Here is an 18169-nt window from a genome sequence, read left to right on the forward strand (position 1 = left end):
TCGGGACACAGGCAGGGCTGGGCAGGGGGGAGCGGTACACGTGACCAACATTCCGGAGACCGGGCGCACTCCGCGCGTGCGGATACGACTCGTCGTCCTCCAGGTGCTGGTGTTCTCCCTGCTGCTGACCCTCGGCGGCCGCCTCTGGTACATGCAGATCCGCAACGGCCAGGAGTACGCCGAGGAGGCGTCCCGCAACCGCGTGCAGCAGGTCGTCCAGCCGGCCGTGCGCGGCTCGATACTCGACGCCCGGGGCGTACCGCTCGCCGACAACGAGACGCGTCTGGTCGTGTCGGCCTCCCGTACCGAGCTGATGAAGATGAAGGACGACGGCAAGGGCGTCCTCACGCGGCTCGCGGGCGTGCTCGGCCTGGCGCCGAAGGAGGTCATGGACAAGGTCCGCCTCTGCGACGCCGACACCCCGCAGCCCTGCTGGAACGGCTCGCCGTACCAGCCGATCCCCGTCACCGACGAGGCAACCCCCAAGCAGGCCCTCCAGATCCGCGAGCGCGCCGAGGACTTCCCCGGCATCACCGCGGAGCCCACCGCCGTACGCCGCTACACCGCGCCCGGCGGCGCGCGCACCGCGCAGGTCCTCGGCTACCTCTCGCCCGTCACGGACCAGGAGATCGAGAAGGCGAAGCACAGCGACTCGCCGTTCCTCCGCTCCGACCAGGTCGGCCGCTCCGGCCTGGAGCGCACGTACGACAAGGAGCTGCGCGGCAAGGCCGGCATCACGCGGTACGAGGTCGACCACCTCGGACGGGTCCTCGGTGAGGCCCGGCGCGACCCGGCCCGGCCCGGCTCCAACGTCGTCACCTCCATCGACGCGCGCGTGCAGGCGGTCGCCGAGTACGAGCTCAACGAGGCGATGAAGGCCGCCCGCAAGGAGTTCGACCGCAACACGAAGCGGAAGTACGAGGCCGACTCCGGCGCCGTCGTGGTCATGGAGGCCAAGACCGGCCGCATCGTGGCCATGGCCTCGCTGCCGGACTACGACCCCAACGCCTGGGTCGGCGGCATATCCGCCAAGGACTACGCCAAGCTCACCGGCGAGAAGTCCAACTTCCCGCTGCTCAACCGGGCCATCCAGGGCCAGTCGGCGCCCGGCTCCATCTTCAAGGTCATCCCGACCACCGCCGCCGTCAACGCCGGATACCGGTTCAACGGCCGCTACGACTGCTCCAGCTCGTACTCCATCGGCGACCGGTCCTTCTCGAACTTCGAGTCGAAGGGCTACGGCATGATCGACCTCGGCCGCGCCCTCGAGGTCTCCTGCGACACCGTGTACTACCGGCTGGCGCACGAGGAGTGGCGCAAGGACGGCGGCACCAAGCCGAAGAAGAACGCCAAGGACGTCTTCTACACCACCGCCCGCCAGTTCGGGCTGGGGAAGGAGACCGGCATCGACCTGCCCAACGAGGTCAAGGGCCGGGTCCCCGACCGCCGGTGGAAGCAGGACTACTGGGAGGCCAACAAGGACGCCTGGTGCGAGCAGGGCAAGAAGAACGGCTCGTACACGGAGCGGATCGCGTACGAGAACTGCGTCTCCTTCAAGGACCTGCGCGCCGGTGACTCCGTGAACTACTCCATCGGACAGGGCGACACGCTCGTCACGCCGATCCAGATGGCCACCATTTACGCCGCGCTCTCCAACGGCGGCACGCTCTACACCCCGAGCGTCGGCAAGGCGGTCGTCAGCCCCGACGGCCGCACGGTCGACGAGATCAAGCCCAAGGCGCGCGGCAAGCTCCCGGTCGACAGGAAGCTGCTGGAGCAGATGGGCGACGCCCTCGCCGGGGTCGCCACGCGCGGCACCGCCGCCTGGCGGTTCGGCGGCTGGCCGCAGGACAAGATCCCGATGCACGCCAAGACCGGCACGGCCGAGGTCTACGGCAAGCAGACGACGTCGTGGTTCGCCACGTACACCAAGGACTACGCGATCGTCATGACGATCGCACAGGGCGGTACGGGATCCGGGGCCTCGGGCCCGGCCGTGCGCAACATCTACGACGCGCTGTACGGCCTGGACAAGCAGGGCAACCAGGACCTCACGCGCGCGCTGCTGCCCCAGCCGCAGACGGCGCTGCCCAAGATCCAGCCCGACGGCACGATCGACGCGCCGCCCGTCCAGCCGTACAAGCCGGGACGCCCGTCGGGGGCGGTGGCCAAGCCGAAAAGCTGATGCGAGGCGGGGCGGCGGCGGTTAACGTCGACGGCATGTGGCTCTTCCAGATCTACGAGTGAGATCCCCCCAGGTACGACGTTCCGATCACTTCTCACCCCATTGGGAGACACCGTGGCCAAGAGCCGTAACAACCTTCTCGGGGTCGGCGGACAGCGCAAGAAGCTGTCCCGCGCCGACCAGCAGGGCTCCGCGCCGGCGCGCGCCGCCGACCGCAGGGCGGCCGCCGACCAGAAGCAGGAGCTGCTGCGCAAGATGCGCGAGCGGGCGGAAGGCAAGCAGCAGGAGAGCTGACGCCGCGCGTACGGGACTGCGCGTACGGGGGACGGAAGGGCTCGGGCGGATCGCCCGGGCCCTTCGGCGTGCCGCCTCCAGGATGTGCCGCGCGTCACGGGGGCGCCGGGCGTCAGGCGGGGTGTGCGTGCGCGTGGGTGACAATGGGGGGCATGACCGCGTTCAGTCCTCTCTCCATCGGGCCGCACGTCGTGCAGCCGCCGGTGGTGCTCGCGCCGATGGCCGGCATCACGAATGCTCCGTTCCGCACCCTGTGCCGCGAGTTCAGCGGCGGGAAGGGGCTGTTCGTGAGCGAGATGATCACCACGCGGGCGCTGGTCGAGCGCAACGAGAAGACCATGCAGCTGATCCACTTCGACGAGAGCGAGACGCCTCGGTCGATCCAGCTGTACGGGGTCGACCCGGTGACGGTCGGCAAGGCGGTCCGGATGATCGTCGACGAGGACCTGGCCGACCACATCGACCTGAACTTCGGCTGCCCCGTGCCGAAGGTCACCCGCAAGGGCGGCGGATCCGCCCTGCCCTACAAGCGCCCGCTCCTGCGGGCGATCCTGAACGAGGCCGTCACAGGCGCCGGCGACCTGCCGGTCACCATGAAGATGCGCAAGGGCATCGACGACGACCACATCACGTACCTCGACGCGGGGCGCATAGCCGTCGAGGAGGGCGTGACCGCCATCGCCCTGCACGGCCGCACGGCCGCCCAGCACTACGGCGGCACGGCGGACTGGGACGCCATCGCCCGGCTGAAGGAGCACGTGCCCGAGATCCCCGTGCTGGGCAACGGCGACATCTGGTGCGCCGAGGACGCGAAGCGCATGATGCGCGAGACCGGCTGCGACGGTGTCGTGGTCGGGCGCGGCTGCCTGGGCCGACCGTGGCTCTTCGGCGACCTGGTCAGCGCGTTCGAGGGTACGGGGGAGTCGGCGGCGCCCACGCTGCGCGAGGTCGCGGACGTCATGGTGCGGCACGCGCAGCTGCTGGGGGAGTGGATCGGGGACGAGACGCGGGGTGTCATCGACTTCCGCAAGCACGTGGCCTGGTACCTGAAGGGCTTCGCGGTGGGCTCGGAGATGCGCAAGCGGCTGGCGGTGACGTCGTCGCTGGACGAGCTGCGCGCTCAGCTGGGCGAGCTGGACCTGGAGCAGGGGTGGCCGCTGGGCGCGGACGGGCCGCGTGGGCGGACGTCCGGCAACAACCGGGTCGTCCTGCCGGACGGCTGGCTCAAGGACCCGTACGACTGCTCTGCGGTGGTGGGCGCCGAGGCGGAGCTGGACACGTCGGGGGGCTGAGGGGCTGCTGTCGCGGGTCCGACCGACGGTCCGGATGCTGGAATTTCCGGTGATCGGCGCGCGTGATTCTCGCCACCCCTGATAGGGGTTGCGCTCAGATGAGCGCACGCGAAGCGACTGCACTTTTCAAAGGGTGGCACTCAGTGCCACCCTTCTTCCGTTCAAGAGTTGAACTCACCTGGCCGATGGAGTGCTCACATGAGCGCTCGGGGCCAGCTTTCGGTCAAGTGGCGTTCAGGGAGTGAAGGATTGAACCCCTCGCATGTTACTGATGGGTTACCTGCGATCTGCTGGCGGACGGGTGGTTAAGGCCGTATGACGGGTAAGTAGACGTACCCAGAAGCCTTCGATCTGGGTATGTTCCTCGCCGTCAGGGCAGCCACCGAGTCCTCGAGGAGTCGAGACCCGTGTCGGAAATCAAAGATCAGAAGTTCGTGTACGACTTCACCGAGGGCAACAAGGACCTCAAGGACCTGCTCGGCGGAAAAGGTGCCAACCTCGCCGAGATGACCAACCTGGGTCTCCCCGTCCCTCCGGGCTTCACCATCACCACCGAGGCCTGCAAGGTCTACCTCGAGAGCGGCGACGAGCCGGTCGAGCTGAGGGACGAGGTCACCGCGCACCTCGACGCGCTCGAGAAGAAGATGGGCAAGAAGCTCGGCCAGGCCGACAACCCCCTCCTCGTCTCCGTCCGCTCCGGCGCGAAGTTCTCGATGCCCGGCATGATGGACACCGTCCTCAACATCGGGCTCTCCGACAAGTCCGTCGAGGGCCTCGCCCAGCAGGCCGGCGACGAGCGCTTCGCCTGGGACTCGTACCGCCGCCTGATCCAGATGTTCGGCAAGACCGTCCTCGGCGTGGACGGCGAGCTCTTCGAGGAAGCCCTCGAGGAGGCCAAGGCCGCCAAGAAGGTCACCGTCGACACCGACCTCGACGCGAGCGACCTCAAGAAGCTGGTCAAGCAGTTCAAGAAGATCGTCAAGGCCGAGGCCGGACGCGACTTCCCGCAGGACCCGCGCGAGCAGATGGACCTCGCCATCAAGGCCGTCTTCGACTCCTGGAACGGCGACCGCGCGAAGCTGTACCGCCGCCAGGAGCGCATCCCGCACGACCTCGGCACGGCGGTCAACGTCTGCTCCATGGTCTTCGGCAACCTCGGCCCCGACTCCGGCACCGGTGTCGCCTTCACCCGCGACCCCGCCTCCGGCCACCAGGGCGTCTACGGCGACTACCTCCAGAACGCCCAGGGCGAGGACGTCGTCGCCGGTATCCGCAACACCGTGCCGCTGGCCGACCTCGAGTCGATCGACAAGAAGTCGTACGACCAGCTGATGCAGATCATGGAGACGCTGGAGAACCACTACAAGGATCTCTGCGACATCGAGTTCACCATCGAGCGCGGCCAGCTGTGGATGCTCCAGACCCGCGTCGGCAAGCGCACCGCCGGTGCCGCCTTCCGGATCGCGACCCAGCTCGTCGACCAGGGCCTCATCGACGAGGCCGAGGCGCTCCAGCGCGTCAACGGCGCCCAGCTCGCGCAGCTGATGTTCCCGCGCTTCGACGAGAACGCCGAGGTCCAGCAGGTCGGCCGCGGTATCGCCGCCTCCCCGGGCGCGGCCGTCGGCAAGGCCGTCTTCGACTCGTACACCGCCGTCAAGTGGTCCCGGTCGGGCGAAAAGGTCATCCTGATCCGCCGCGAGACCAACCCGGACGACCTGGACGGCATGATCGCCGCCGAGGGCATCCTCACCTCGCGCGGCGGCAAGACCTCCCACGCGGCCGTCGTCGCGCGCGGCATGGGCAAGACCTGTGTCTGCGGCGCCGAGGAGCTCGAGGTCGACACCAAGCGCCGCCGCATGACCGTGCCCGGCGGGCACGTCGTGGAGGAGGGCGACGTCGTCTCCATCGACGGCTCCACCGGCAAGGTGTACCTCGGCGAGGTCCCGGTCGTGCCGTCGCCGGTCGTCGAGTACTTCGAGGGCCGCATGCACGCGGGCGCCGACGACGCCGACGAGCTGGTCCAGGCCGTGCACCGGATCATGGCGTACGCGGACCGAGTACGCCGGCTGCGCGTACGCGCCAACGCCGACAACGCCGAGGACGCGCTGCGCGCCCGCCGCTTCGGCGCGCAGGGCATCGGCCTGTGCCGCACCGAGCACATGTTCCTCGGCGAGCGCCGCGAGTACGTCGAGCGCCTGATCCTCGCCGACACGGACGCGGAGCGCGAGGACGCCCTCAAGGCCCTGCTGCCGCTCCAGAAGCAGGACTTCGTCGAGCTGTTCGAGGCGATGGACGGCCTGCCGGTCACGGTCCGCCTCCTCGACCCGCCGCTGCACGAGTTCCTGCCCGACATCACCGAGCTGTCGGTGCGCGTCGCCCTCGCCGAGGCCCGCAAGGAGCCGCACGAGAACGAGCTGCGCCTGCTCCAGGCCGTGCACCGGCTGCACGAGCAGAACCCGATGCTGGGTCTGCGCGGCGTCCGCCTCGGCCTGGTCATCCCCGGCCTGTTCACCATGCAGGTGCGGGCCATCGCGGAGGCCGCGGCCCAGCGCATCGAGGCGAAGGGCGACCCGCGTGCGGAGATCATGATCCCGCTCGTCGGCACCGTGCAGGAGCTCGAGCTCGTCCGCGACGAGGCCGAGCAGGTCATCGCCGAGGTGCAGGCCCAGACCGGTGTGGAGCTGAAGCTCGCGCTCGGCACGATGATCGAGCTGCCGCGCGCCGCCGTGACCGCCGGGCAGATCGCCGAGTGCGCAGAGTTCTTCTCCTTCGGCACCAACGACCTCACCCAGACGGTGTGGGGCTTCTCCCGGGACGACGTGGAGGCGAGCTTCTTCACCGCGTACCTGGAGAAGGGCATCTTCGGCGTCAGCCCGTTCGAGACGATCGACAAGGACGGCGTCGGCGCGCTCGTGCGCCACGCGGTCGAGGCCGGCCGCGCCACCCGCCCCGACATCAAGCTCGGTGTGTGCGGTGAGCACGGCGGTGACCCCGAGTCGGTGCACTTCTTCCACGAGGTGGGCCTCGACTACGTCTCCTGCTCGCCGTTCCGGATCCCGGTGGCGCGCCTGGAGGCGGGCCGGGCCGCGGCGCAGTCGTCGGGCAGCGACAGCCGCTGAGCTCGACGACGGTCTCTGAGGCCTGCGACAGCCTCTGAGGCCGGCGGCCGCTGAGGCCGCGCCAGGCCCGACCGTCCCGGCCCCCCCGGCCGGACGGCAGGGCCCCGAGTCACCGGAGCCGTCGTTGGTCCCCGACCCTCACCGATCGGCGGCGGCTCCGGGTCGCAAGAGAGACGGGGCGGACACCTTGTGCGGAGGTGTCCGCCCCGTCGTATTTCGTCCGGGTGCTGTCGAGTATTCCTGCGGCGTTACGACCGGTTGAATTCCGGGCTGTTGAAGGGCGGACTTCAGGCGTCCGCTCGAATTGCGCCATTCGTGCCGCAAACAAAGGGCGGAGCGCGGCCACCGGATCCCCACCCGCCGACCGCGCCCCATTACCCCTGCCGGACAGGAGAGCCGCAACCTGTCTGGACCGCCGCCGGACGCGCGAAGCCCCCCACGGTCTTCACCACGTCACCTCGGTCCGGAAGGTTTCCCGTCCGACGGCGTACAGCTTTTCGGTTTACACCCTGCCTGCGCGATGCGTTTCAACTGTGGCTGAAATGCCGTGGTGACGTGCTGTGATGGCGTGCATACTCAGTGGTGGGGGGTGATTGCGGATGCAACAGGTGGGGGTTCAGTGCTGCGTATACATTTCACCGGGGCCGACCTTGCCGGGGTTCGGATGGCGGCCCGGCCGGATGTGTTGTGGGAAACAGTCCTCAGCTTTCACCGATTGCGGGACCGGCGTGGTGCCCTCGTCTACGGAGAATGGCGCTCGGAAACCCGCACGCGGTTGAACGGTGAAACACGGTTGCTGGGGGCACTCGTCCCGCAGCGGGGCTATTTCCCGGACTTCCTGACGCCCCCCGAGGGGCTCGGCGGCCTCGACACGGCCCTGGAGGCCCTACGGGAGACCCCGCCCGCCCGGATCGGCACCGAGCTGGCCCTGCTGGCCGCCTCACGGCCCGGCGCGGCGCCGCTGCCCGGATGGGCCGCCGGGCTCGTGGAGGGCCGCACCGAGCCGTTCAGCCGGCTGCTGGGGGCGCTGCGCGGCTACCACCGCGCCGCCATCGAGCCGTACTGGACGTACATCCAGTCCCGCGTGGAGGCCGATCGCGCCGTGCGCGGCAGGGCGCTGCTCGACGGCGGCGCCGACGAGCTGCTCGCCTCACTGCCGCCGACGCTGCGCTGGCGCTCGCCCGTGCTGGAGGCGGACTATCCGGTCGACCGGGACCTGTACCTCGACGGGCGGGGGCTGCTGCTCCAGCCGTCGTTCTTCTGCCGGGGCACCCCGGTCGTCTATCGCGACCCGGACCTGCCGCCGGTACTGGTGTACCCGGTGACGCACTCCGACGCCCCGGCGGCCGGGGAGCCGGCCGGCGGCGGCGGAGCGTCGTCGTCACTGGGCAGGCTCGTCGGGCACACCCGCTCCGCCGTCCTGAAGGCCATCGGCCACGGCGGCACGACCAGCGAACTGGCCCGCCGGGCCGGGGTGTCGCTCGCCTCCGCCAGCCAGCACGCGGGCGTGCTGCGCGAAGCGGGCCTGGTGGTCACGCTGCGCCAGGGCAGCTCCGTCCTGCACACGCTGACGCCACTGGGCGCCGCCCTCCTGCACGGCGGCGCCCAGTACGGCCGGATCCCCCAGCAGCAGCAGCGGCGGCGGAGTTACGCCCGGAACGGGCCCGTCACCTCGTAGGTGATGCCGCCCGACGAGGTGCCCGTCGTACCGCGCTGGCTGGAGAAGTACAGCCGCTTGCCGTCCGGTGAGAAGGCCGGCCCGCAGATCTCCGAACCGGACTGGCCCTCGATGCGCAGGAACGGGGCCACGACGTCGTCCGGGGTGACGACGCAGATGTCCATGGAGCCGCCGTCCTCCGCGATGTACAGGTCGCCGGAGGACGCGCCGGTGACGTTGTCCACGCCGGTCAGCGGGGCGGTGCCGCTGGTGACGAGCGAGTCGTCGTAGGCCAGCTCGTAGGTGTTGGTGGTGAGGTTGAGCCGCCAGAGGCGGTTGTCGCCCTTGGTGGTGAACCAGACGGTGTCGTTGGCGTAGTAGCAGCCCTCGCCGCCGTTGAACTTCTTCGCGCCGGACACCTGGCTGCGGGTGGCGGTGGGGGAGCCGTCGGGGTCGGGCACGTTGGCCCAGGTGAAGGTGCCCGACGTGGCGGTGCCCGCCTTGAGGACCTGGAGCGTGCCGGTGGACAGGTCGCCCCACGTGGCGGGGACGAAGCGGTAGAAGCAGCCGTCCGACTTGTCCTCGGTCAGGTAGATCACCTTGCGGACCGGGTCGGCGGCCGCGGCCTCGTGGTTGAAGCGGCCCATGGCGGGGTGGCGCACGGCGGCCTTCACGCCCCAGGGGTCGGTCTCGTAGACGTAGCCCGTGTCCACCTCCTCGCAGGACAGCCAGGTGTTCCACGGCGTCGCGCCGCCCGCGCAGTTGCGGTTGGTGTTGGAGAGGATGCGGTACGCGCCGGTGATGGCGCCGGTCGCGGAGAACTTGATCGCGCTCGCGCCGCCCGTGGAGGAGATCTCGGAGTTGGAGACGTAGATCCAGCCGGTGCCGTCCGCGAAACAGGCGCCGCCGTCCGGCGCGTTGTGCCAGGTGTACGAGGTGGAGCCGACCCTCTGGCCGGACCGGGCTATCACCCGGCTGGTGAAGCCGCTGGGCAGCCGGATGCCGTTGGCGTCCGCCGCGCCGAGCGCCCCGTACGGGCCCGGGCCCGGCTGGGCGGGCGCCGCGTAGGCCGCGCCGCGCATCAGGGTGAAGCCGAAGGCGGCGGACGTACCGCCGATGACCGCTCCGCGCAGGAAACTGCGACGTTCCACTTGTCACTCCAGGAGGGGGTGTGAGCCTGCCCCGCCGCCGGACGGCCGGCGGGGTCGCGCGCGCTTGGAGGAACCTAGAACTCCCGCATGGGTCCTGCATTGACGGTGCATCAACAACCGGTGAAGGGGAAGCGGCGGGCGCCCGGGCGGGTGGTCGACTTCCGGCCTTTTCCGGTCGGGTCCGGTCGGGTCCGATCGTTCGTGACCTCTCCTGGGGCTCATGACGCCACCTGGGCCGGGGTGCGAGGCCCCGCAACGTGAGGGAGATTTTTTCCGTGAGGGCTTCGAGGGAGCGATGAGTTTTCGCGGAGGGCCGGGTCTACCCCTCGACAGCAACGGGAACCACGCCGAACGGATGGATGACATGCCTCAGATGATCTTCGTGAACCTGCCCGTCAAGGACCTGGAGGTCTCCAAGGCCTTCTGGGGCAAGCTCGGCTACTCCTTCAACGAGCAGTTCACCGACGAGCACGCCGCCTGTCTCGTCTTCAGCGACACCATCTTCGCGATGCTCCTCACCGAGGAGCGCTTCAAGGACTTCACGAAGAAGGAGATCGCCGACGCGCGGACGTCGACCGAGGCGATCATCGCGCTGAGCGCCGACTCCCGCGAGAAGGTGGACGAGCTGGCCGACGCCGCCCTGGCGGCCGGAGGCTCCCCGGCCAACGACCCCCAGGACTACGGCATGATGTACGGCCGCTCCTTCCAGGACCCGGACCACCACCTGTGGGAGGTCATGTGGATGGACCCGTCGGCCGTCCAGGGCTGAGACCCGCGTCGGCCCGGTGCGTTACGCCGCGGCGCCGCCGTCCACCACCAGATCGGTTCCGACCACCGAGCCCGCGGCCGGGGACGCCAGGTACAGCACGGCGTCGGCGACCTCCCGCGCGGAAGTCAGCCGGCCGAGGGGGGTGGTCAGCCGGGCCGCCCGCTCCTCGTGGGTCTCGCCGGGCAGCAGGGACATCGGGGCCTCGGAGGCGCCGGGGCTGACCGTGTTGATCCGGACCCCGTCCCCGATGTGGTCGAGGGCGGCGACGCGGGTCAGCACGGAGACGGCGGCCTTGCCGGCCGCGTAGCCGCCGGTGCCCGGCACGCGGAGGTGCGCCCCCAAATTGGAGCTGACATTGACGATCGCTCCGCCGCCGTGCGCCCGCATGTGGGCGATCTCGGCCTGGAGCGCGTAGAGCACGCCGCTGACGTTGATGTCGAGCATGGCCCGCCAGTCCTCCGGGTCGAGGTCGCCGACCGGGCGGCCGGCGCCGCGCAGCACGGCGGCGTTGTTGACCGCCACGTCCAAGCCGCCGAAGCGCTCGACGGTACGCCGCACCAGGGCGCGTACGTCGTCGGCGCGGCTCACATCGGCGGTGAAGGCGGCCGCCGTGCCGCCCTCCTGCTCGATCAGGGCGACCGTCTCGTCCAGGGGTGCGGCGGTGCGCCCGGCCACGGCCACCGAGGCGCCCTCGGCGGCGAAGGCGAGCGCGATGGCCCGGCCGAGGCCGGAGCCCGCGCCGGTGACGAGGACGGTGCTGCCGCGGAAACGGGTCGAGAGGGACATGCTGGGCGACTCCTTTTTTGACCGTACGTTCCATTATTGGGGCGAAAAACAAGCCCCCGCAGGGGCTTGCTCTCCATGTGGCCGACTCTCCATGCGGCCGGCTCTTCGCTCGCCGTCAGTCCAGCTGGGCCAGCGCCGCTTCCGCCGCCTCGCGGACCCGGGCCGGGTCGGAGGACACCTTCCCGACCACCCGGATGCCCTGGAGCAGGACCAGCAGCATCCGCGCCAGGGCGCGGGGGTCGCGGCCGGCCGCAAGCTCGCCCTGGGCGCGGGCGCGCAGCAGCGCCGAGTGCAGCGCGGTCTCGATGTGCTCCCAGCTCAGCTCCACCCGGTGCGTCGCGGCCCGGTCGCGCGGCGCCAGCTCGGCGGCCGTGTTGGTGAAGAAGCAGCCGGTCAGCCGCTTCTCGTCCGAGGACGCCTCGGCCGCGAACGCCCGCACCAGCGCCCGGACCGCCGGCAGCGCCGGACCCGGCTGCGACAGCTGCGCCAGCAGGGACGGCTCGCGGGTCTCGGCGTACCGGTCCATGGCCTTCAGGTACAGCTCGTGCTTGTTGCCGAAGGTGGCGTAGATGCTGGCGCGGCCGATGCCGAGGCGGTCCACGAGGTCCGCCATCGACGTCGCTTCGTAACCGCGCTCCCAGAACAGCTCGAGGGCTGCCTGGAGTGCGGCGTCCGGATCGAATTCCTTGGTCCTGGCCACGGAGGAACTCTAAGTCGATCTGGAACGAACGGTCAAGAAACTGCGGCCAGTTCCCGCGTCCGCACCGGGAAGACCGCCACCGCGACCTCCTCGTCGTCCAGGCACCGCCCCGTCTCCAGGTCGAAGCGCTGCTTCAGCAGCGGCGAGGCCACGAACGGCCGGCCGCCCGCCGAGCCGAGGAGCCCCCGCGCCAGCACCTGGGCACCCGTGAAGGGGTCCCGGTTGTCGACCGCGTACCACCGGCCCGCCCGGTCCTGGAACAGCGCCACCTGGCGTCCGTCGGGCAGCAGCGCCGCCATGCCGCGCCCCGGCGTCAGCGCCGCGGCCTCGCAGATCGGCAGCCAGGCGTCGTCGTAGGAGAGTTCGAGCATCATCGGGCGGAAGCTCCTTCCAGGGGTTTCAGCGTCAGGACGGTCAGGTCCGGCTTGATCTGGCCGCGCTCCGGCACGAACTTCACCGACGGGTCCGGGGCGTCCGGAGCGTTGACGAAGGAGACGAACCGGCGCAGGCGCTCGGGGTCGTTCAGGGTCTCGGCCCACTCGTCGTGGTAGCTCGCGACGTGCGCGGCCATCTGCGCCTCCAGCTCGTCGCAGAGGCCGAGCTTGTCGTGCACGATCACGTCGCGGAGGTGGTCCAGGCCGCCCTCCAGCCGCTCCAGCCAGGTCGCCGTGCGCTCGAGGCGGTCGGCGGTGCGGATGTAGAACATCAGGAACCGGTCGATCAGCCGGATCAGCTCCGCGTCCGACAGGTCCTGCGCGAGCAGGTCCGCGTGGCGGGGCGTGGCGCCGCCGTTGCCGCCGACGTACAGGTTCCAGCCGTTGGCCGTGGCGATCACGCCGAAGTCCTTCGACTGGGCCTCGGCGCACTCGCGCGCGCAGCCGGAGACGGCCGACTTGAGCTTGTGCGGGGCGCGCAGGCCCCGGTAGCGCAGCTCCAGGTCGATCGCCATCTTCACCGAGTCCTGCACGCCGTAGCGGCACCAGGTCTGGCCCACGCACGACTTCACCGTCCGCAGCGACTTGCCGTACGCGTGCCCCGACTCGAAGCCCGCGTCGACCAGTCGCGCCCAGATCGCCGGCAGCTGGTCGACCCGGGCGCCGAAGAGGTCGATCCGCTGCCCGCCCGTGATCTTGGTGTAGAGGCCGAAGTCGCGGGCCACCTCGCCGATCACGATCAGCTTCTCCGGGGTGATCTCACCGCCCGGGATGCGCGGCACGATCGAGTACGAGCCGTTGCGCTGCATGTTCGCCAGGAAGTGGTCGTTGGTGTCCTGGAGCGCGGCGCGCTCGCCGTCGAGGATGTACTCGTTGTGCAGGCTCGCCAGGATCGACGCCACGGCCGGCTTGCAGATCTCGCAGCCCTCGCCGCCGCGCGCCTCCTCCCGCCCGTGCGAGTCGAGCAGCTGCCCGTAGGACGTGAAGCGCATGGTGCGGACGATCTCGAACAACTCGCTGCGCGTGTACGCGAAGCAGCCGCACATGCCGGTGTCGGCGGGCTTCGGCAGCAGCTGCTGGATCACCTTCACGCAGCTGCCGCAGCCCGTGCCCGCCTTGGTGCACTTCTTCACCTCGGGCAGCGACGAACAGGCGCAGATGGCGCCCTTGGTGACGTTGTGGCAGGAGCAGATGATCGCGTCGTCGGGGAGGGCGGACGGGCCGAGCGTCACCGGCGCCCCGGCGCCGGCCGGCAGCACCAGCTGCTCGGGCGCGACGGGCGGCTTGGTGCCGGTCATCGGCCGCAGCATGCCGTACGACTCGGCGTCGCCGACGAGCACACCGCCGAGGAGCACGCCGTCCGCGTCCACGACGAGCTTCTTGTAGACGCCGGCGCGCGAGTCGGAGTAGACGACGTCGAGGCAGCCCTCGGCCGTGCCGTGCGCGTCACCGAAGGAGGCCACGTCCACGCCGAGCAGCTTCAGCTTGGTGGAGGTGTCGGCGCCGGTGAACGTCTGGCCCTGTTCGTCGGCGATCGCGGCGGCCGCCGTCAGCGCCATCTCGTAGCCCGGTGCCACCAGCCCGTACACGCGGCCGTCGGCCGCGAGGGCGCACTCGCCGATCGCGTACACCGCCGGGTCCGACGTACGGCACCGCTCGTCGACCGCGATGCCGCCGCGCTCGCCGACCGTCAGGCCGCAGTCGCGCGCCAGCTGGTCCCGGGGGCGTACGCCGGCCGAGAAGACGACCATGTCGGTCGCGACCGTCGAACCGTCGGACAGGGCCATGCCCGTCACGGCGCCGTTCTCGGTGAGGACCTCCTGCGTGCCCGTGCCGGTGTGAACGATGAGGCCCATGTTCTCGATGGTGCGCAGCAGGGCCGCGCCGCCGCCCTCGTCCACCTGCACCGGCATCAGGCGCGGCGCGAACTCCACGATGTGCGTCTCCAGGCCCAGCCCCTTGAGCGCGCCCGCCGCCTCCAGGCCGAGCAGCCCGCCGCCGACCACCGCGCCGGTCGTCGCCGTCTTCGCGTACTCCTCGATGGCGAGGAGGTCCTCGATCGTGCGGTAGACGAAGCAGCCGGTCGCGTCCTTGCCCGGTACAGGCGGGACGAAGGGGTATGAACCGGTCGCCAGGACGAGCGTGTCGTACGCGATCACGCGGCCGGCGCGGGAGGTGACCGTGCGCGCCTCGCGGTCGACGGTCTCGGCCGGGTCGTCCAGGTGCAGCTCGATGCCGTGCCGCGCCAGGAAGCCGTCCTCGACCATGGACAGGTCGTCGGGCGTCTTGCCGTCGAAGTACGAGGTGAGCCGGACCCGGTCGTACGCGGGGCGCGGCTCCTCGCAGAAGACGACGATCCGGGCCCGCTCGGTGACTCCCCGGTCGGCGAGGGCCTCCAGGAAGCGCTGGCCGACCATGCCGTGGCCGATGAGGACGATGGTGGGCGTGTGGGCCATGTCAGGAGCCTCCGTCATGGGTGAGCAGGTGGAGCAGGGGCGCTTCCGGCAGGGCCTCGTCGCCCTCCCAGGCCCGGGCGAGCGCCCCGACCGCGCCGAGATCGCCGAGCAGGACCCCGCCGACGAGCCGGTCGCCGCGGACGACGACCTTCCGGTACGCGCCGCTCGTCGCGTCGGCCAGCCGCACGGTGTCGTCACCGGGCAGCGGCGTCGCCTCGCCGAACGCCGCCAGTTCGAGGGCGTCCATGCTGAGCCGGGTCAGCGCGCGGGTGCCGCGGTAGGCGCCGGTGCCGTGCAGGAGGACGTCCGCGAGGACGTCTGCCTGCTCCAGGGCGGCGCCGGCCAGGCCGTAGAGCCGGCCGTCGTGCTCGGCGCAGTCGCCGACGGCGTGGATGTAGGGGTCGGAGGTGCGCAGCTGGTCGTCCACGACGATCCCGCGCCGCACGTCGAGACCCGCCTGAAGGGCGAGGCCGACGCGCGGCCGTACGCCGCAGGCGATGACGACGACGTCCGCGTCGAGCACGAATCCGTCGGCAAGTTCCACCGCTTCGACCGTGTCGTCCACGCACCGCAGGCCGCGGACGCGGCACTCGGTGTGCACCTCCACGCCCAGGTCCGCCTCCAGATGGCGACGCAGCAGCTGCGCCGCCTCCGCGTCCAGCTGGCGTTCCATCAGGTGCTCGCCCTGCTGCGCGAGCACCACCTCGGCGCCCCGGGCCGCGAGCGCGCGGCTCGCCGACACGCCGAGCAGGCCGCCGCCGATCACCACCGCCCGCACCCCGGGGCCGACCAGCGCGTCCAGCGCCAGGCAGTCGTCGAGCGTGCGGAAGGCGTGCACTCCGGAGGGCAGCCGCTCGCCGCCGAGCCCGCGCAGGGGCGGCAGCACCGGGTTGGAGCCGGTGGCCAGCACCAGGCGGTCGTACGCGAACGCCTCGCCGCCCGCGCAGTGCACCACCCGGGCGGCGCGGTCGATCCCGGTCACCCGTACCTCGTGCCGCGACCCCCCGTCGCGCGCCGAGGGCAGGGCGATGACCTCGGGCCCGTACCGCCCGGCGAGGACGTCCGCGAGCAGCACCCTGTTGTACGGGGTGTGCGGCTCCTCGCCGAGCAGGGTGACGGGCAGCCGCTCGGCGAGGCGTGCGCCCGCCGTGCCTCCGCCGACCACCACGATCCGTGAACTCATGCTCAGCAGCGTGCGTCGGCGGTGTTTCCCGGCAGCATCCCGTTTGTTTCGGGCACGGAAAGCTGACCTCAGCGGGTGGGGGCGGGAGCGGTGAGGCGTCCGGGGCGGCGGCACGGCGGTCGCACCGAGTCGCCGAACCTCACCGAGTCGCTGCACCTCGTCGAGTCGCTGAACCTCATGAGTCGCCGAACCTCATGGACAGCTCAAGTCTCCGCGGTTTCGCGGACGTCGCCCCGCCCCCGTCCATAGGGTCGGATCATGCACGACATATCGCTGACCACCGTCCTCTTCCTCTGCGCCGCCGCGCTCATGGCCGGCTGGATCGATGCCGTGGTCGGCGGTGGGGGGCTGCTGCTCCTTCCCGCGCTGCTCCTCGGCGTTCCGCACGTCCCGGCCCCGCAGGTCCTCGGCACGAACAAGGCGGTGGCCATCGTCGGCACGACGGGCGCCGCCGTGACGTACGTACGCCGGGCCTCGGTGCGGATCCCGGTGAAGACGGCGGTACGGGTGGGACTGGCGGCGCTGGCCGGCTCCATGGGCGGGGCGTTCTTCGCCGGGGGCATCAGCAATGAGGTCCTGCGTCCGGTGATCATGGTGGTGCTGCTGGGTGTGGCGGCCTTCGTGATGCTGCGGCCGTCCTTCGGGACCGGAGAGGCCAAGGGTGCGGTGACACGGGCCCGGGTCGTCACGGCCATCGTGCTCGTGGGCGGCGGGATCGGCTTCTACGACGGGCTGTTCGGCCCGGGGACGGGGACGTTCCTGGTCCTGGCCCTCACCGCCGTACTCCACCTGGACCTGGTGACGGCGTCCGCCACCGCGAAGATCGTGAACGTGTGCACGAACGTCGGCGCGCTCGCGACGTTCGCGTACCAGGGGAACGTGCTGTGGCAGCTGGCCGCCGTCATGGCGGTGTTCAACCTGGCGGGCGGGCTGCTGGGGGCGCGGATGGCGCTCAGCAAGGGGGCGGAGTTCGTCCGTGGGGTGCTGCTGGTGGTCGTGTTCTCGCTGGTGGCGAAACTGGCGTTCGATCAGTGGTACTGAGCCGGCGGTGAGCTGGGGGCCTGTCGGCCCGGGCTGCGGCGCGTAAATTTATACCCGTAGCAAATTTATGTTGACGGTCTACGTGACGCCGGTCTAAGTTTACGTCTGTTGCAGTTTTGCGACGGCGGGGGCGCGGTCCGTTCCTCCGTCGACTTCGAGCAAAGGACCTCGCGTGCAGATCACCGCCTCCACCGTCTCGCTCACCGTCGACGACGTCACCGCGTCCTCCGCCTTCCTCACCGCGCACCTCGGCTACGAGGAGCGGATGGCCGCCGACGGTTTCGCCTCGCTCGGCCGTTTTGACGCCGCGGCCGACATCGTCCTGCTGCGCCGCGGCACCGAGGTCCTGCCGGCCGACCAGCGCGACCGGCACGCCGACGGGCTGATCCTCGCGTTCACCCTGGAGGGTGGCATCGCGGAAGAGGAGGCCAGGCTCCGGGCCGAGGGCGTCGAGATCACCATGCCGCTGCGCGAAGAGCCGTGGGGCGAGCGGCTCTTCCAGGTCACCGACCCCAACGGCGTCGTCCTCCAGTTCGTGGAGTGGGTCGCCGGAGGCGCTGGGGGCGCGGACGCCGCCGGGGCCGAGGAGGGTGGCGCATGAGAGTGCTCCAGACCGTGGCCCTGACGACGTCCACGCTCGCGGCCGGGCTGATGGCAGGGCTGTTCGCGGCCTTCGCCTACGCCGTGATGCCCGGCCTCGCGCGCTCCGGCGACCACGCCTTCGTCCAGGTCATGCAGAACATCAACCGCGCCATCGTCAACGGCTGGTTCCTGCTTCCGTTCCTGCTGCCGCTGCCCCTGCTGCTTCTCGCGGCCTTCCTGGCCGGGGGCGGGCCGAACGCCGGAGCCGTCCGCTTCTGGGTCATCGCGGCGCTCGTGCTGTACGTCGCCGCCTTCCTCGTCACCGGGACGCAGAACGTCCCGCTCAACGAAGCGCTCGACAAGGTGGCCGCCCTCGCCTCCGACCGCGACGGACTCGCCGCCGCCCGCGCCGCGTTCGAGGAGGCGTGGGTCAGGTGGAACACCGTGCGGGCGCTGCTGCACGCCCTGGCCTTCGGGTGCACGGCCTGGGCCCTTCACCTGCACGGCTGACCGGGCCCTG

The 18169-nt window shown here is 70.8% G+C and carries 15 protein-coding genes; 9 read left to right on the top strand and 6 right to left on the bottom strand.

Annotated features, from left to right (window positions below; genetic code table 11):
* Positions 1–40 precede the first annotated feature (40 nt).
* The 5 genes from mrdA (at position 41) to ACIRNI_RS14510 (ending at position 8568) form a co-directional block, all read left to right on the top strand.
* Positions 41–2185, top strand: a complete 2145-nt coding sequence (mrdA, locus tag ACIRNI_RS14490; protein ID WP_403551461.1) for a penicillin-binding protein 2 — start codon at positions 41–43, stop codon at positions 2183–2185.
* Between the two features lie 114 nt (positions 2186–2299).
* The gene (locus ACIRNI_RS14495; protein ID WP_355355851.1) at positions 2300–2479 is read left to right on the top strand and encodes a DUF6243 family protein; all 180 of its coding nucleotides are present in this window, start codon (positions 2300–2302) and stop codon (positions 2477–2479) included.
* 152 nt (positions 2480–2631) lie between these two features.
* Positions 2632–3771 carry a tRNA dihydrouridine synthase DusB gene (gene dusB / locus ACIRNI_RS14500; RefSeq protein ID WP_403551463.1) on the top strand — a complete coding sequence of 380 codons (1140 nt, stop codon included), beginning with the start codon at positions 2632–2634 and terminating at the stop codon, positions 3769–3771.
* 407 nt (positions 3772–4178) lie between these two features.
* Complete coding sequence (ppdK, locus tag ACIRNI_RS14505; RefSeq protein WP_403551465.1) at positions 4179–6890, top strand: pyruvate, phosphate dikinase; 2712 nt, start codon at positions 4179–4181, stop codon at positions 6888–6890.
* Positions 6891–7509: 619 nt separating this feature from the next.
* On the top strand, positions 7510–8568 hold the full coding sequence (locus tag ACIRNI_RS14510; RefSeq protein WP_403551467.1) for an ArsR/SmtB family transcription factor: 1059 nt from the start codon (positions 7510–7512) through the stop codon (positions 8566–8568).
* On the opposite strand, the gene ACIRNI_RS14515 is transcribed toward ACIRNI_RS14510, so the two are convergent.
* Positions 8538–9698, bottom strand: a complete 1161-nt coding sequence (locus tag ACIRNI_RS14515) for an alkaline phosphatase PhoX (protein WP_403551469.1) — start codon at positions 9696–9698, stop codon at positions 8538–8540. The two genes, ACIRNI_RS14510 and ACIRNI_RS14515, sit on opposite strands and share 31 nt — an antisense overlap.
* A gap of 364 nt (positions 9699–10062) precedes the next feature.
* Here ACIRNI_RS14515 and ACIRNI_RS14520 point away from each other — a divergent pair, with 364 nt between their 5' ends.
* Positions 10063–10467, top strand: coding sequence for a VOC family protein (locus ACIRNI_RS14520; RefSeq protein ID WP_355355841.1), 405 nt, complete (start codon positions 10063–10065; stop codon positions 10465–10467).
* A gap of 21 nt (positions 10468–10488) precedes the next feature.
* Here ACIRNI_RS14520 and ACIRNI_RS14525 read toward each other — a convergent pair whose 3' ends face one another.
* From ACIRNI_RS14525 to ACIRNI_RS14545, 5 genes are all read right to left on the bottom strand, one after another.
* Complete coding sequence (locus ACIRNI_RS14525) at positions 10489–11253, bottom strand: SDR family NAD(P)-dependent oxidoreductase (protein WP_403551471.1); 765 nt, start codon at positions 11251–11253, stop codon at positions 10489–10491.
* Between the two features lie 115 nt (positions 11254–11368).
* Positions 11369–11953 carry a TetR/AcrR family transcriptional regulator gene (locus tag ACIRNI_RS14530; RefSeq protein ID WP_403551473.1) on the bottom strand — a complete coding sequence of 195 codons (585 nt, stop codon included), beginning with the start codon at positions 11951–11953 and terminating at the stop codon, positions 11369–11371.
* Between the two features lie 32 nt (positions 11954–11985).
* The gene (nirD, locus tag ACIRNI_RS14535; protein WP_403551474.1) at positions 11986–12327 is read right to left on the bottom strand and encodes a nitrite reductase small subunit NirD; all 342 of its coding nucleotides are present in this window, start codon (positions 12325–12327) and stop codon (positions 11986–11988) included.
* Entirely contained in the window at positions 12324–14843 is a 2520-nt protein-coding gene (gene nirB / locus ACIRNI_RS14540) for a nitrite reductase large subunit NirB (RefSeq protein WP_403551476.1), read from the bottom strand. Before nirB ends, nirD begins: the two co-directional genes overlap by 4 nt.
* A gap of 1 nt (position 14844) precedes the next feature.
* Positions 14845–16026, bottom strand: coding sequence for an NAD(P)/FAD-dependent oxidoreductase (locus ACIRNI_RS14545; RefSeq protein ID WP_403551478.1), 1182 nt, complete (start codon positions 16024–16026; stop codon positions 14845–14847).
* 258 nt (positions 16027–16284) lie between these two features.
* On the opposite strand from ACIRNI_RS14545, the gene ACIRNI_RS14550 reads away from it, so the two are divergent.
* The 3 genes from ACIRNI_RS14550 (at position 16285) to ACIRNI_RS14560 (ending at position 18159) form a co-directional block, all read left to right on the top strand.
* Entirely contained in the window at positions 16285–17067 is a 783-nt protein-coding gene (locus ACIRNI_RS14550) for a sulfite exporter TauE/SafE family protein (protein ID WP_403551479.1), read from the top strand.
* Positions 17068–17239: 172 nt separating this feature from the next.
* The gene (locus ACIRNI_RS14555) at positions 17240–17668 is read left to right on the top strand and encodes a VOC family protein (RefSeq protein WP_403551481.1); all 429 of its coding nucleotides are present in this window, start codon (positions 17240–17242) and stop codon (positions 17666–17668) included.
* Complete coding sequence (locus tag ACIRNI_RS14560) at positions 17665–18159, top strand: DUF1772 domain-containing protein (RefSeq protein WP_403551483.1); 495 nt, start codon at positions 17665–17667, stop codon at positions 18157–18159. Before ACIRNI_RS14555 ends, ACIRNI_RS14560 begins: the two co-directional genes overlap by 4 nt.
* Positions 18160–18169 lie beyond the last annotated feature (10 nt).

Source organism: Streptomyces sp. NPDC093546 (assembly GCF_044765045.1).
Classification (GTDB): domain Bacteria; phylum Actinomycetota; class Actinomycetes; order Streptomycetales; family Streptomycetaceae; genus Streptomyces.

What these genes read in the sequence shown, in the direction of transcription:
- ACIRNI_RS14560 (WP_403551483.1), top strand. Translation starts at nt 17,665, where the DNA reads ATGAGAGTGCTCCAGACCGTGGCCCTGACGACGTCCACGCTCGCGGCC.
- nirD (WP_403551474.1), bottom strand. Translation starts at nt 12,327, where the DNA reads ATGATGCTCGAACTCTCCTACGACGACGCCTGGCTGCCGATCTGCGAG.
- dusB (WP_403551463.1), top strand. Translation starts at nt 2,632, where the DNA reads ATGACCGCGTTCAGTCCTCTCTCCATCGGGCCGCACGTCGTGCAGCCG.
- ACIRNI_RS14545 (WP_403551478.1), bottom strand. Translation starts at nt 16,026, where the DNA reads ATGAGTTCACGGATCGTGGTGGTCGGCGGAGGCACGGCGGGCGCACGC.
- ACIRNI_RS14525 (WP_403551471.1), bottom strand. Translation starts at nt 11,253, where the DNA reads ATGTCCCTCTCGACCCGTTTCCGCGGCAGCACCGTCCTCGTCACCGGC.
- ACIRNI_RS14520 (WP_355355841.1), top strand. Translation starts at nt 10,063, where the DNA reads ATGCCTCAGATGATCTTCGTGAACCTGCCCGTCAAGGACCTGGAGGTC.
- ACIRNI_RS14550 (WP_403551479.1), top strand. Translation starts at nt 16,285, where the DNA reads ATGCACGACATATCGCTGACCACCGTCCTCTTCCTCTGCGCCGCCGCG.
- nirB (WP_403551476.1), bottom strand. Translation starts at nt 14,843, where the DNA reads ATGGCCCACACGCCCACCATCGTCCTCATCGGCCACGGCATGGTCGGC.